13 protein-coding genes, 1 tRNA gene and 1 pseudogene are annotated in these 13534 nt (G+C 56.9%); 7 read left to right on the top strand and 8 right to left on the bottom strand.

What is annotated here, in order from left to right:
• Positions 1 to 120: 120 nt before the first annotated feature.
• Complete coding sequence (locus ACTH3D_RS10085; RefSeq protein ID WP_441666950.1) at positions 121 to 684, bottom strand: Yip1 family protein; 564 nt, start codon at positions 682 to 684, stop codon at positions 121 to 123.
• 207 nt (positions 685 to 891) lie between these two features.
• Here ACTH3D_RS10085 and ACTH3D_RS10080 point away from each other — a divergent pair, with 207 nt between their 5' ends.
• The 7 genes from ACTH3D_RS10080 (at position 892) to ACTH3D_RS10050 (ending at position 5406) form a co-directional block, all read left to right on the top strand.
• On the top strand, positions 892 to 1317 hold the full coding sequence (locus ACTH3D_RS10080; RefSeq protein WP_441666949.1) for a MarR family winged helix-turn-helix transcriptional regulator: 426 nt from the start codon (positions 892 to 894) through the stop codon (positions 1315 to 1317).
• Between the two features lie 109 nt (positions 1318 to 1426).
• Positions 1427 to 2392 (top strand): ABC transporter ATP-binding protein, encoded by a 966-nt coding sequence (locus tag ACTH3D_RS10075; RefSeq protein WP_441666948.1) that lies wholly within the window; start codon positions 1427 to 1429, stop codon positions 2390 to 2392.
• Complete coding sequence (locus tag ACTH3D_RS10070; RefSeq protein WP_441666947.1) at positions 2389 to 3162, top strand: ABC transporter permease; 774 nt, start codon at positions 2389 to 2391, stop codon at positions 3160 to 3162. Before ACTH3D_RS10075 ends, ACTH3D_RS10070 begins: the two co-directional genes overlap by 4 nt.
• A 2-nt stretch (positions 3163 to 3164) precedes the next feature.
• A complete protein-coding gene (gene queF, locus ACTH3D_RS10065) occupies positions 3165 to 4013 on the top strand; it encodes an NADPH-dependent 7-cyano-7-deazaguanine reductase QueF (protein ID WP_441666946.1) in 849 nt (282 codons plus the stop codon).
• Positions 4014 to 4069: 56 nt separating this feature from the next.
• A complete protein-coding gene (locus ACTH3D_RS10060; protein WP_441666945.1) occupies positions 4070 to 4630 on the top strand; it encodes a nitroreductase family protein in 561 nt (186 codons plus the stop codon).
• Between the two features lie 27 nt (positions 4631 to 4657).
• Entirely contained in the window at positions 4658 to 5161 is a 504-nt protein-coding gene (locus ACTH3D_RS10055; protein WP_441666944.1) for a YiiD C-terminal domain-containing protein, read from the top strand.
• Positions 5162 to 5318: 157 nt separating this feature from the next.
• A tRNA-Ser gene (locus ACTH3D_RS10050) sits at positions 5319 to 5406 on the top strand.
• Between the two features lie 149 nt (positions 5407 to 5555).
• Here ACTH3D_RS10050 and ACTH3D_RS10045 read toward each other — a convergent pair.
• The 7 genes and pseudogenes from ACTH3D_RS10045 to ACTH3D_RS10015 form a co-directional block, all read right to left on the bottom strand.
• Complete coding sequence (locus ACTH3D_RS10045) at positions 5556 to 6257, bottom strand: M48 family metallopeptidase (protein WP_441666943.1); 702 nt, start codon at positions 6255 to 6257, stop codon at positions 5556 to 5558.
• Positions 6254 to 9637, bottom strand: coding sequence for a type I restriction endonuclease subunit R (locus tag ACTH3D_RS10040; RefSeq protein ID WP_441666942.1), 3384 nt, complete (start codon positions 9635 to 9637; stop codon positions 6254 to 6256). The genes ACTH3D_RS10045 and ACTH3D_RS10040 overlap by 4 nt, the downstream gene beginning before the upstream one ends.
• 28 nt (positions 9638 to 9665) lie before the next feature.
• Complete coding sequence (darG, locus tag ACTH3D_RS10035; RefSeq protein WP_441666941.1) at positions 9666 to 10760, bottom strand: type II toxin-antitoxin system antitoxin DNA ADP-ribosyl glycohydrolase DarG; 1095 nt, start codon at positions 10758 to 10760, stop codon at positions 9666 to 9668.
• Positions 10760 to 11413, bottom strand: coding sequence for a type II toxin-antitoxin system toxin DNA ADP-ribosyl transferase DarT (gene darT, locus ACTH3D_RS10030; RefSeq protein WP_441666940.1), 654 nt, complete (start codon positions 11411 to 11413; stop codon positions 10760 to 10762). Before darT ends, darG begins: the two co-directional genes overlap by 1 nt.
• A gap of 3 nt (positions 11414 to 11416) precedes the next feature.
• Positions 11417 to 12235: a hypothetical protein gene (locus ACTH3D_RS10025; protein WP_441666939.1), complete on the bottom strand. Its 819-nt coding sequence runs from the start codon at positions 12233 to 12235 to the stop codon at positions 11417 to 11419.
• A 56-nt stretch (positions 12236 to 12291) separates the two neighbouring features.
• Complete coding sequence (locus ACTH3D_RS10020) at positions 12292 to 12900, bottom strand: restriction endonuclease subunit S (protein WP_441666951.1); 609 nt, start codon at positions 12898 to 12900, stop codon at positions 12292 to 12294.
• A 123-nt stretch (positions 12901 to 13023) separates the two neighbouring features.
• Positions 13024 to 13431, bottom strand: a pseudogene (locus tag ACTH3D_RS10015) (restriction endonuclease subunit S); the annotation flags it as partial.
• Between the last annotated feature and the right edge of the window lie 103 nt (positions 13432 to 13534).

The following is a 13534-nucleotide window of genomic DNA, read 5'->3' as shown; positions in this document are numbered from 1 at the left end:
GAGCACAACCTTGCCAAGGTTGGGGTCGCGAGTTCGAATCTCGTTTCCCGCTCCAGTTTTTGATTGACCCCCAAGCCTCTCTGTTGTTCTTCCAGGCTCTTTTCTTCCAGCAAGTTAGGCTTAATAAGCCCACACAACGGCCATTAACAGGCCCCATGCCAGTACGCCGCAGGCGGTTACCGTGTAGGTGGCCGACATCGCAACCAGGTCATTATCCCTGCGCTCACACAGCCCCTGAAGGCCGTGGTAGATCAGGCTGCAGGAAATACCCAGCGCGATAAGCACGGCCAGGGCGTTGAGTAACAGGCTGGGTATGAACAGTGCCAGCGCTGAGCTCCACAGAGGTAATGGTGCCAAGGCGGCCAGCAGGTAGGCGTCCGGGTAGTTGATGGACATTCCGCGACTGTTGGCGATGGAGTGCACCAGCCAACCCATGACGAAAAATGTCAGCAGTTCGGCCAGAAACAGAATGGTTGTAATATGGCGCCAAGGGCGATCGGCAAAGCCCGGGGCAAAACTGTCGCCGTAGTGTGTCCCCGCGTAATAGAGCATTAAAGGCGGCAGTAGCGACATGGGCAGTACCACCACCCAGGCCAGCGTCGGAATGGATATATTGCGCTGTTGGAGCTCCCTCCAGCCGCTGGTGCGGGTGAAGGGCAGGCAGAAGACGGTCATGGCATTCATGGCGTGGCTCCCTTGTCTTGGTGTTAGCCCTGGTCTGGCCCTGCTGTAGCTTAGTGTGCCTTATGTCAGTTTAGCCTTTGCCCGTGTTCAGGGTGGGGATAAAAGGAGGTAGGCCACTGGGGGCAGACCATGCATTTATATCACAATGTGATGTAATCTGTACTTTGATAATTAGCCACTAGCGCATGAACTGTCAAGGAGCTTGTCATGGCGTTGGAAACAGAAAAGCCAACTGGGACGCTTAGCAAGCAGGATTTCGAACGGCTATCACAGTTTCGCCATCGGCTGCGCTGCTTTTTGCGCGAAAGCGATGATATCTGTCGCGCTCACGGTCTTACGCCGCTTCAATATCAACTGCTCTTACATCTCAAGGGGTTCGCTGGGCGAGACTGGGCAAGCGTTGGCGAGCTTGCCCAGCGCTTGCAGGCCAAGCATCACGGTACCGTGGCTCTAGTCGGGCGTTGTGAGGAAGCGGGCCTGGTAGAGCGGCGCCCCAGCCACGATGACCGACGCCGTATGGAAGTCCATTTGTTACCCAAGGGCGCAGAACTGGTTACCCGCATTGCCGCTGCACACCAACCTGAGTTGCGCCATTTGCACCGCGAATGGGTGCTCCCTGACTATCAGCCGTAAGTCGTTCGCCTTGAATCGAATGTCTTTGGCCCCATATATGCAATTTGGCTGCGAGGTTGCAGGGATTTACCGCTGCCTGATTTCTTTTCTTTCTATTACAGGATCGTCCATGGCCGAACCGGCACTTTCCATTCGCGGCCTGACCAAGGTTTACGCCAACGGCTTTGAGGCCTTGAAAGGTATTGATCTGGATGTCGCCCAAGGCGACTTCTACGCGCTGCTTGGGCCCAACGGAGCCGGCAAATCCACCACCCTGGGAGTGGTGTGTTCGTTGGTGCAAAAAACGGCAGGCAGTGTGTCGATATTCGGTATCGACATTGAACGCGATTTTGCCCGTGCCAAGTACCACCTGGGCGTGGTGCCTCAGGAGTTCAACTTCAACCAGTTTGAAAGGGTGCTCGACATCGTGCTGGCCCAGGCCGGCTACTACGGCATGTCGCGGCGCGCTGCACTGCCACGCGCAGAAGAGCTACTGCGCGATCTGGGGCTGTGGGACAAGCGCAACGGCACCGCCATGATGCTCTCTGGTGGCATGAAGCGCCGATTGATGATTGCGCGGGCGCTGATGCACCGCCCCAAGCTGCTGATCCTCGACGAGCCCACCGCCGGTGTCGATATCGAGCTGCGGCGCAGCATGTGGAATTACATGCGCCGCATCAACAAGGAAGAAGGCACCACCATTATTCTGACTACCCACTACCTGGAAGAGGCCGAAAGCCTGTGTCGCCACGTGGGCATCATCAATCATGGCAAAATCATCCGTGATACCAGCGTGCGCGAACTGCTCGCCGAGCTCGATACTGAGACTTTCCTGTTTGATCTGGACAAGCCGCTGAATCACACGCCCCGAATCGAGGGCTTTGAGGTGTATCAGGTGGATGCCGCTCAACTGTCTGTGGCAGTGCAGCGAGGCCAGAGTATTAACGACATATTCGCCGCGCTGAGCGAGCAGGGCATTCGCGTGGTCTCGATGCGCAACCGCGCCAACCGGCTGGAGGAGATGTTTGTATCCATGGTGGAAGATGGTCGTAACGAGAGTGGTAACGAAAGCGGGAACAAGGAGATGCGCGGATGAATCCCTCACAGATTGCTGTGGCGCTATGGACCCTGGTGGTCAAGGAAATCCGGCGCTTTACCCGCATCTGGCCGCAGACGCTACTGCCGCCGTCGATCACCATGACCATGTATTTCATCATTTTCGGCAACTTGATCGGTGACCGCATCGGTGAGATGGACGGCTACAGCTACATGGACTTCATCGTCCCTGGCCTGATCATGATGTCGGTCATCACCAACAGTTACTCCAACGTGGCGTCATCGTTTTTCTCGACCAAGTTCCAACGCAGTGTTGAGGAAATGATGGTCTCGCCGATGCCCAACTGGGTGATTCTGTCAGGCTTTGTGCTTGGTGGCATGGCGCGTGGCCTGGGCGTAGGGGCCATTGTTACCGTGGTCTCGCTGTTCTTTACCGAGCTGACCATGGCGCATCCGCTGTTGACCCTGTTGGTGGTCGTGCTGACGTCGGCACTGTTTGCCGTCGGCGGTTTCATCAACGCGTTGTTGGGCAAGAAGTTTGATGATATTTCCATTGTGCCGACCTTCGTGCTGACGCCGCTGACGTATCTGGGCGGGGTATTCTATTCGATTTCGCTGCTGCCGGATTTCTGGCAGGGCGTGTCAATGCTCAACCCCATTCTATATATGGTTAATGTCTTCCGTTACGGGTTTCTGGGGGTTTCGGATATTCCGGTCGGCTGGGCGCTGTCAGCCATTCTCGGCTTTATCGTGGTGTTGTTCGGCTTGGCGCTGTGGATGCTGGAAAATGGTAAAGGCATCAGGAGCTGATAATGGCAGACAAACAATCCGCTGAGCTGGCGAGCTCACCGCTCGGCCAAGTATCAGATTATCCCGAGCACTATGACCCCGGCCTGCTGTTTGGAATCGAGCGGGCTGATAATCGCGTCTTGATCGGCATTGCAGCCCATGAAGAGAATGAGGGTAAGGAAAGCGCACTACCTTTTGAGGGAGAGGATGAGTGGCATGCCTTCGAGTTGTCATGGCTAAATGCTCGCGGCAAGCCATTGGTTGCGGTTGCGCGTTTCGGCGTACCGGCACATTCCCCCCGACTGATCGAGTCCAAGTCATGGAAGCTGTATCTCAATAGCTTCAATCAGACCCGGCTGGATGATACCCAGCAGTTGGTAGAGATGCTTGAGCGCGATCTGAGTGACGTTGCCGGTGCGCCAGTGACAGTCCGCGTGCTTGACGTGGATGACGATGCCCTGATGCCGGGTGAGTGCATCGACGGGCTGGATATTGCCATTGACGACTATACACCCGGTGCTGTGACGCTGAGCGTGAGCGAAGAGATCGTCGAAGAAACACTGCACTCACACCTTCTCAAGTCCAACTGCCCAGTCACAGGTCAGCCTGACTGGGGCAGCGTGATGATTCGCTATCGCGGGCCGCGCCTTGACCGCGAAGATCTGCTGCGCTACCTGGTGAGCTATCGTCAGCAACAGGACTTTCACGAGCACTGCGTGGAGCGTATCTTTGTCGAACTGATGGCACACGCACAGCCTGAGCGTTTACTGGTTATGGCACGCTATCTGAGGCGTGGCGGGTTGGATATCAGCCCTTGGCGAGGCACATCGGGGGAGCGGCCACCGGAGGCGCTTCGGCTGGCGCGACAGTAACCGCCGAAATTGCTAACATATCGAGAATTTTTCTCATTTGTCGCCAGGAGAGCACAATGGACGCTATGACGTTGCTGCATCAGCGCAGCTCCATGGGCAAGCTGGTGGGCCCAGCCCCCAATCGTGAACAGCTCGATGCAATGTACCAGGCCGCGCTGCGTGCTCCTGATCATAAGGCGTTGAGGCCGTGGCGGTTTATCGAATTTTCCGGCGAAGGGCTGGAGCGGCTCGGCGAACTATTCGCAGAATCGGTTTTTCAAGATAATCCGCATGTTGAAGACGCGGTTCTTGATAGCGTGCGCAAAAAGCCTCTACGCGCTCCGATGATCATCGCGGTAGTCGCCAAAGTAACGCCCGATCAGCCCAATGTGCCCAGAGTTGAACAGGTGCTTTCTGCCGGCTGTGCAGCCCACAGCATTCTGCTTGCCGCTCATGCCCAGGGGCTGGGTGCCATGTGGCGCACCGGGAATTACGCCTTTGATCCGGTGGTGCACAAAGGGCTGGGGCTTAAGGAAGATGACGAGCTAGTCGCTTTTATTTATCTCGGGCAGCAGGGTGGCCGCCACATGGGTGTACCGGATCACGATATCAGTGATTTTGTCGAACGCTGGGACTAGTTCACTCCGACCAAGAGCCGTCTTCTCATGCGAAAAACCGGCGTACCTTACCCGCCCCTGATGCTGCCCGAGCCGGGTAGCAAAGACGACCCAGTGGCTTTTCTTGGCTGGCTGAAAGATGCCATCCCCATGGCCGGCTCTCTGGGTATCACCGCAATGCACCGCGACGCAGAGCGCTTGAGCTGGACGCTTTCGCTAGCGCCCAACCTCAACGACAAAGGCACCGGTTTTGGCGGTGCGCTCGCCGCTCAGACCACCTTACTTGGCTGGTGCTGGGTAACGCTGTGGTTGCGGCGCCATGCCATGACGCGTGACGTAGTGGTTGCTGAAGCCAGTCAGCGCTTTCTTTCGCCGGTTACCGATGGCTATCAGCTGCACTGCTCACCGGTGTCATCCGACGGTACCGAAGCGCTGGCTCAACAACTGGCTGAGCAGGGCAGGGGGCGTATCCAGTTGGCCCAACAGCTGTGGTGTGGCGATGCACTGTGTCTGGAAGCGCAAGGCAGCTATGCTGTGTTGCCCAAAGGCTGAGTTGCAGCCGCTAAACCGGAGCTGCCCGGGCGGCTAAATTCCCAACGCGCTTGCAATTTCTCATCTGAATCGTTAAGGTACGCCGCGTCCTGACCACAAACAGGGCCCTGTTTCTGGGCAACACAGCGCCATGCTTTGCGCACAGAAACACTATCAAGGAGGGGTGTCCGAGTGGTCGAAGGAGCTCGCCTGGAAAGCGGGTAAGCCGAAAGGCTTCGAGGGTTCAAATCCCTCCCCCTCCGCCAAAATTTACAAAGGGAATCAAGCAATTAGCTTGGTTCCCTTTGTCGTTTATGGCCGTTGGGGAAAGCTTTTGAGAGCAAGCTTGGGAGCATCGCTTGGGAACATCCAGAGTCGGAAGTACGGGCTATCAAGCGCTGAGGTATCCGGCGAGTTAAATCCCTTCTACCTCGATTCCATGCCGAGCCAGCCAGTTCTTGCGTTGCTCATAGTCCGGCATGGCTCGCTCCAGGCGACGCCAGAAGTTGGGTGTATGGTGGGGCTCGTGCAAATGCACGAGTTCATGGACGACCACGTACTCGGCGATATGGCGCGGTAACAGGATGGTTTTCCAGTGGAAGTACAGCTGCTGGCCTTTGCCACAGGAGCCCCAGCGGTAGCCAAGATCCTGCACCTTTACCCCGGCAGGCTCGACGCCTATAGGCCTGGCATACTCCGTTACCTTGGCGGAGAGCCAATCATTGGCGCGGGCGCTGTACCAGCGAATGAAGTGTTCACGGGCCTGGGGCAGGGCGTCTTCGCGAAGCTGGAAGCGTCCCCTGACGAGCTTGAGTGGTGCATTCTGGGCGTTGTTGGGTATCTGCTTCAATCGGTAGCTACGACCCAAGTAGAGAAAGCCTTCACCATTGACGTATTCCTTGCCCGGCAGCTGGCGTCGGCGTTCGGCCTTGTGTGCCAGTTTCTGGTAGATCCAGTAGCGTTTCTCGAGCACGAAATCACGCAGCAGCTGTTCATCCGTGCCGACAGGTGCAGCGATGAGCAGTTCGCCATCGCGATCCACGGTGATTTCCAGCGTCCTGCGCCGTGAGCTTTCGCGCACCTCGAAGGTCAGGTCGTCCACGGCCAGCTTTGTCATGCGTTAACCAGCTTCTCATGATTGCTGCGGGCCAGCTCAAGTAGCCGCTGTGCCGTCTCGCTGGCGCGCTCAAACGGAACAATGGACTTGAGCATCAGCGTCGTGAACAGGTGCTGGCGCAACGCATCCTGATCCGGAATATGTGAAGGCTTCCAGAAATCGGGAATGGCGATCTCCTGCTGGATTATCATCACCACCTCTGCGGTGGCGTCGAGCAGCTTCTGGGCCGTCGCAGTATCCATTTGCTCTGGCGTCAGGTTGGCGCTGGCCACCAGTTCACGCCAGAAAGGCTCGGCATGGGCGGGCATCTCAGGGATCGTTTCCCCTTCGACGGTGGCACCATCGCGTAGCTGCTGAATCAGCGTTTTAAGCGCTTCTACCTGCTCGTCCCACTGGCCGTCGAGCTGTTGAAGCAACTCTTCCAAGCGCTCGCTGAGGCGCCCGTATTTCACTGGGTCTTCGTCCAGGTGTTTGCGCACATGGGAGCGCACCGCGTGCTCCATTTCTGACGCCTTGGCGCGGTTACCCACCTGGCGGCCGACGTGCTCATCGAACTCGGCATCGGTCAGCTGGACGGGCGGAATGCGCGGATCAATACCGAGTGAGATCACATAGTCGTCAATCAGCTTGCGTACCTTGTTGCCAATTTCTCGGCCAAGCTCAGGCGTGTCCTTGTAACGATTACGCGCCAGCGCATGAATATAGGCCAGGCGCTTGGCATCGTTGACGAACGCCAAGCCTTCCGGACGGGGCAGCACGTCATCCAGGCCGCGATTGAATTCCTTGAGCTTGACCACGAACTCAGCACGCAGCCGCTCATCGGCCAGCGCCTGTACCGCTTCTTCGGCATCGTCCAGATCGTCCACACCGTGGCGACGCAGTACATCAATCACCCGCAGGTGGCGATCGCGCAGTAGTGGGATTTCATCCTTGAGGCTTTTCAGGGCTCCGTCGATATCCTCCTCGCTGTAAGCGGCCAGCGCCTCTTTGAGGTGGTTGGCCACGCCGAAGTAATCCACCACGATGCCGTGGGTTTTGCCGTGACCGGTGCGGTTCACTCGGGCTATTGCCTGCAACAGTTCCGCCTCGCGCAGCGAGCGGTCCAGGTACATTACTCCCTCGATGGGCGCATCAAAGCCAGTGAGCAGCATGCTTTTGACGATCAAAAAAGCCAGCGGGTCGTGCTTGGCGGAGTCCCATTCCTGCGGGTCATGGGCGTCTGCGTCATCCAGCGGTGGCAGCGTTTTTTTGAATCGCTTGATGTGGTTCTCCACAGCAGCGCGATCGCTCCACTGAGCCCAGCTGGGGTCATCGTTATTGCTACTGCTGAATACCACCGCGAACTCAAGCTGGCGCAGCACCTTGCGGTAGCGCCAGGCCTGGATTGCTGCCTTGACCCGTGGCGGCCGCAGCAGCAGCTGGGTGTCGTCCAGCGCTTTGTCATCGGGGGAGAGCGCCATGGCGTCTTCCAGCAGACCGGCCTTAGCCTGCTCAAGAGCCTTGAAGTAACGCAAGGCGGCCCGGCGACTGTAAGCCACCAGTTGGGCCTTGTAGCCGTTGGGCAGAATGTGGGTGACGTAGTGGCGCAACATATCCTGCGCTTTTTCCTCAATCAGCTGGGGTGCCTCGAAGATCTGCCCCTTGGTGGCGTACTTCTTCTTGATTGCCTCCAGCTCATCCTTGCTGTGATCGCGGAACAGGTCTTCGAACAGGCCATCAAGACTGGCACCGTCCTTGATCGCTCCTTTAGCAGTGCGGCCCTCGTAGAGAATGGGCACGGTAGCGCCGTCCTGCTCTGCTTCCTTGATGGTGTAGCGGTCGATGTACTCACCGAAGATATCGTGGGTGCGCTTCTTGTCGCCCATGATGATCGGTGTGCCGGTGAAGCCGATACGCGCGGCATTGGGCAGGGCGCGCAGCATGTTGGCGTGTAGGTCACCAGCCTGGGTGCGGTGGGCTTCGTCCACCAGAACCAGGATATCCTCGCTGGCGTTGAGTACTTCGAAGGGTTTGCTCAGGGCGGGTTTGCCTGGCGTGTTAGCGCGACTCGCTGACGCGTTGGGTTCGGCGGCATCGCGTTGTCCAGTGTTCAAGTCTTCATCTAAATCGCTTTCGTCTTCAGTATCAGCATCGTGGTATTGCTGTTCCCGGTATTTCTGAACCGTGCCAAACACCAGACCCGGGCCATCGCGTCTCAGCAGTTGCTTGAGCTTGGTGGTGCTGCCAGCGGTCTCGACGCTCTCGCCAGTCAGCTCGGCCGTGGCAGCAAGCTGGGCCTGCAGGTCCTTGCGGTCAGTAATCACCACAACCTTGAAGCGGCGTAGCGCTGGGTCGGAGCGCATCTTGCGTACCAGAAACACCATCGACAGGCTCTTGCCGCTGCCCTGGGTGTGCCAGACAATGCCGCCGCGGCGGTCGCTCTCGCCGTCTTCTCGGCGCGTCTTGCCGCTCTTTAGCCGCTCAACGGCGCGGGTGACGCCGCGGAATTGCTGATAGCGGCACACGATCTTGATGTCATGGCCGCCAATATTCATGAACAGGGTGTAGTGGCGCATGATATCGAGCAGGTTGGCTCGAGTCAGCATGCCAGCGATCAGGCGCTGCTGGGCGGAAAGGTCGGCTACACCCAGGTCAATGGTCACCTCCGCCTCGCGCATTGGCGCCACCGTTTTCCAGCTCAGGTAGTGGGCGAAACCGGCACCGATGGTGCCTGCCCGAGCTTCGTCAAAGTTGCTGGCCACCAGGAACTGGTTGGTGGCAAACAGTGCAGGAGCACCTTCGTGTTCCTCGACGTCATTCTCCAGATGGCGCTGATCGTGATAGCGGCGCAGCTGGTCCACGGCCTGGCTGATACCTTCCGGCACCGTGCGGCTCTTGCATTCAACCACTACCAGCGGGATACCGTTGACGAACAGCACCAAGTCTGGGATCACGTGGCCCTTGGCCGAGTCGTGGCCGGGTGGGCATTTCACTTTGAACTGGTTGACGACAGTAAAGGTGTTATTGGCAGGCTCGTCCCAGTCGATATAGCGCAGCAGCTGGCCGCGCCCACCGTCCCACCCCTCAAGGCCATCTACCGGCAGGCCGTTCAACAGCAGCTCGGTGGCGAGCTTGTTGGCCTCCATCACCTTGCTGGCCGGCAGGCGGGTAATGGCGGCTATCGCCTGATCCAGCCGCGCTTCATCAAGCCAGGGCTGGCCAGCGCGCAGGTTGATCGCCCGCAGCCGCTCACGCAGCAGCGGCTCCATCACCACCTGAGCGAAGTTCTCGCGGTGGGTGATGGCAGGGTCATCCACACTACCAGCGATAACGTCCCAGCCCTGGCCGACCAGCTGGTCGATAAAGGGCTTCTCGACATCCGTGTATTCTGGGCCTGCCAAACAGGGCTCCTTTTTGCCAGTGGGGTGACTATCTCTTGGCGGCTATTGTCAGGGGTGGAATGGTTTCACCAGTTAGGCGATCCAGCGCCAACGCAATCAGCCGATCCGAGAATAGCCGCAATTTGCGCTGACCGGCAATGTCGTCAGGCCAATGCTGCAATCCTTCTTTGATAGATTCTACCTCGGGCTTGATACCTTCCTGGCTGATAAGCCAGTCCAGAGTGGCCAGCACTTCCATACCTAACGGTGACTGGAAGCCGTCTATCAGGGCGTCGACTTCCTCCAGGACTTCAGCATATGGGCGTGCTTCGGCACTGATCAAGTAAGCGCTTAAGTGATCCCGTCGTGACTCGTCGAACCAGACGACTTCTTCTTGTGTGGCGTCGTTGATGCGTTTCTCGCTGTGGAGATAGCTACCATCCAGGCCGTTGAGCAGGTGGCGAAGCCGGTCGGAGTAGGGACCGTAGCGATGCGGCTGAAATTTGAGATTGAGAGGGTTTTTCAATCTGTGTGCTACGATCCGCCGCTCTATCAACCAGGCGAGTTTCTGGACTTCAAGCAGCGAACATTCTATGCCCAGCACCCAATAGCGGCGAACCAGCTCTGCGATCAGGGCACGGGCCGGAGTCAATGTTTCGAGACCTGTACGTTTGGCAACGTTTTGATATTCGTTAGTTGGTTCAAACACCACCACTCGTACGTCTTCCAGCTCAGCAAGCGTGGCCTCAATGCGAGGGCGCACTTTGTCCCAATCGAGCCCACCGTTGCCACAGCCCAGCGGTGGTAGGGCGACTGAGCGGATGCCCTGTTCGCGTATCACTCGCTTGAGGTCCTTCAAGCCGGAATCGATCCACTCCATTCGCGTCTTGGCGCGCCAGTGCTGCTTGGTTGGAAAGTTGATGATCCAGCGTGGCCCCAAGAGGACATCCCGCTCGGTAACGAACATGTGCCCCGTCATCACTTGCTTGTGCTTACAGGCATCCTCGTAGGCTGTGAAGTTCTCGGGGAAAGCCTCCTTGAACATCAAAGCAATGCCCTTGCCCATCACGCCGACGGTATTGACGGTGTTGACTAGCGCTTCGACGTCAGCATCGAGCAAGTTGCCTTTGGTGTACTCAATCATTAGAAGAACCAGTTTGGTCGAGTGACTACCTTCAATTGAAGGTCTTGAGCAGCAATCTGTGCTTCGACTACAGCACTTACCTCATCAGTATACGTGGCGATGCCTAACAGTGCAGAAACCGGGAGGTGGTTGTAGATCAGTGCTTCGGCCTGGTAGCGTTCTGTTTTTTCTGGGTTTTCAGGATCGCGCTGGAAGTTTTTGGTTTGCAGCAGGTTCCAGGGTACAAATTCGGCCAGATCCTCGACGTGCTGGCTGAATTCAGCATCCACCAGGTAAGCATGGCGATCTGTGAAAATGAAAGGAATACTATGGCGCTGAACCTCTGGGAGTGAACTAACCAGCACCACGATATCTTCCTTACGCTGGATGGGGACTCCGCGTCCGGTCACGATATTCAGCAGCATCGGTGAGGCATGTGTGAAGTAGAAAGGAATGTAATCGCTAAGCATGCCACCTGGCGGCATTGGCACTGCTCGTGTCGATCGCCTGTCTATCAGTTCCTGCTTGCAGATGGTGGCAAACGTCGGATCCTGTTCCGCTGCTGAGCGGCAATAGAGACCATGTTCCAGCAGCCACGGTAGGTTGTCGCGGTGTGTGATGCGAAAGATCAGCGCTTTGTCAGGGTTCAGGCTGCGGGACAGGTTTATGACCATCGTTCAGCTTGCCTCCCTATCATCCGCACCCGCCAATGGCTTCTTGCCCATGGCCTTCTCGATGATCGCTAGCAGCAGGCGTTTGCGCTGCTGGTAGAAGGCATCGAAGTCGTCGGCACGCAGGGCATCTGTGGGGATGCGGTGGCCTTCGAGGATGGCGTTCATTGCTTCGTCGCTGAGCTGAACCTGCTGGTGGTTCTGCAGGCGGGCCAGGTACTGCGACGGCGCGTCGCCGCCGATCATGCGGTTGGTGCGGGCGGAGATCGGCGTTTTGTTGATGATGGCGTCGTCCTCGAACCAGAGCATCAGGTCCTCCAGGTCCAGCGCGATACGGGTTTCCACGGCACCGCCGTAGAGCTCGCCCAGCACACCGCTCCAGAACCAGCGCGAGAGCTTGGCGTGGATGTGCGGCTCGCGCCAGCGGTCACCCAGCAGCGTCATTACCGCTGCCAGTGGCACCAGCTGGGTAGCGTAGGGCAATTCACGACGGCTGTAGAAGCACTCTCCCTTGAGAAAGTAGGCGGCTTCGACAAAGCCTTTTTCCACAATATCGGCCCAGCGCTGGTAGGCCTCCAGTGGCAGGTCCAGCACCGAGGCGCGCTTGGCGCTGACCGGGCGGACCTGCTTGCCGGTCTTGCCGGCCTTGATGTCCTGCTGTTTGCGTTCATGGGTATGCAGCAGGGTGATGGCCTGGAGCAGGTCGGTGTTTTCCACGTCACAGAGAAGCTCGTGCTCATTGAAGCGTGCCTTGCGTGAAGGCACCTCGCGAATATCCGAGCCGTACCAGTCATCGCGCAGGTTGTAACTGTCGAAGGTGGTCATGGCGGTTCCCTGTGCGATGTGATCCTGGTGGTGTGATGTTGATACAAAAGCCCCGGCTATGCCGGGGTGGTGGTTTGGGCTTGTTCGAGCAGCGGTGTAACGCGGACGCGACCGGTAAGGAGGTCGTCCATTAGGCCTGCTTTCTGCTTTGTTAATTTTTTCAGCTGGATCACTTCTGCAGACCTCCTTCTGTTATGCTCTGCAATAGTTTTCGATATGGAAATATACTCATCCTCGTTTTTCGGGCACGCCACTGGTAAATTGAGAAGTTGCTGGCGACTAACCCCAGGAATTGCTCCGCCTTCCGCAATTTTATTTATCATCTTCTCGTTTAATGAAAAGAAAGCGTGCCAGTACCTTTTTTCAGCCTTTTTAAAGACAAATGCCATTAACTGTCTACTTATGCATGCATCAGCTGATGCCACGGCTATTTTTCCGCAACCTGACCCTTTTACTGTTATTAGAAGATCACCTCTTGAACACATAACCTGCGGAAACTCGGTATAACTACTCACAATAGTCGTCCCAGAATAAAAATCAGCCGGCCCTGTAAAGTATGGTACCCCCCTAGCATCTCTATTGCTGAGCTCGCCCGGTATATGCTGCCCGGAAATCAATTTACCGTAGTCTTTCAACAGACCGTATTGCCACTCCCTCGGTATCAACCCCAGCGGCGATTCTTTGTAGAGCTCCGGCGCTTGCTCGGGGCTGGGGCGGAGTTGGCCGTTGTCGTCGATGCCGCGGGTCAGCAGGTCGTGGAGCAGGCCTTCCTTGACCTTCTCCAGCTTGGCGATCAGCGCCTCGGTCTTCTGGATCTGGATATCGAGGGTGTCGAGGACTTTGGCGATGCCTATCTGCTCACTAAAGGGGGGGAGGTGCAGTGGGATTTCAGCAATTTTTTTCTTGTTGAGAGTAGCTCCCTTTACTGCACTATCGGTTACAACATTTCCCGCTGCCTTTGGAATAGCGTGGTAAAGCCAGCGCGAATCTAACTTCTGGGAGAGCGGTTCAAAAAAAGCAATGGCTTCATTGCAGTACATGGAAGATTTCGTAATACCAACCCGTCCAATGCTGAGCTTGAAGCTCATCACTGTGGAGTTGATGGGTATCTTTTTTACATTACTAGAAAGAACGCCCAGCTCTGTGATGTGTTCTTTGGTACGCCAGATGTATTTTGAATTTAAGTCAGATATAGCTAACCACGGATGGCCACTAGGTGGAGTCGCCCAGAAATCCGGCTGATTTCTAAGTGCCTAACCGAAAGTTTTCGTGCATAATGTATGTAGGATAACTGACACG

The sequence above is a fragment of the Halomonas sp. genome (assembly GCF_052095765.1).
Lineage (GTDB): Bacteria > Pseudomonadota > Gammaproteobacteria > Pseudomonadales > Halomonadaceae > Halomonas.
Note: the sequence above shows the minus strand (reverse complement) of the source record. Positions and strands in the feature narration are given on the sequence as shown.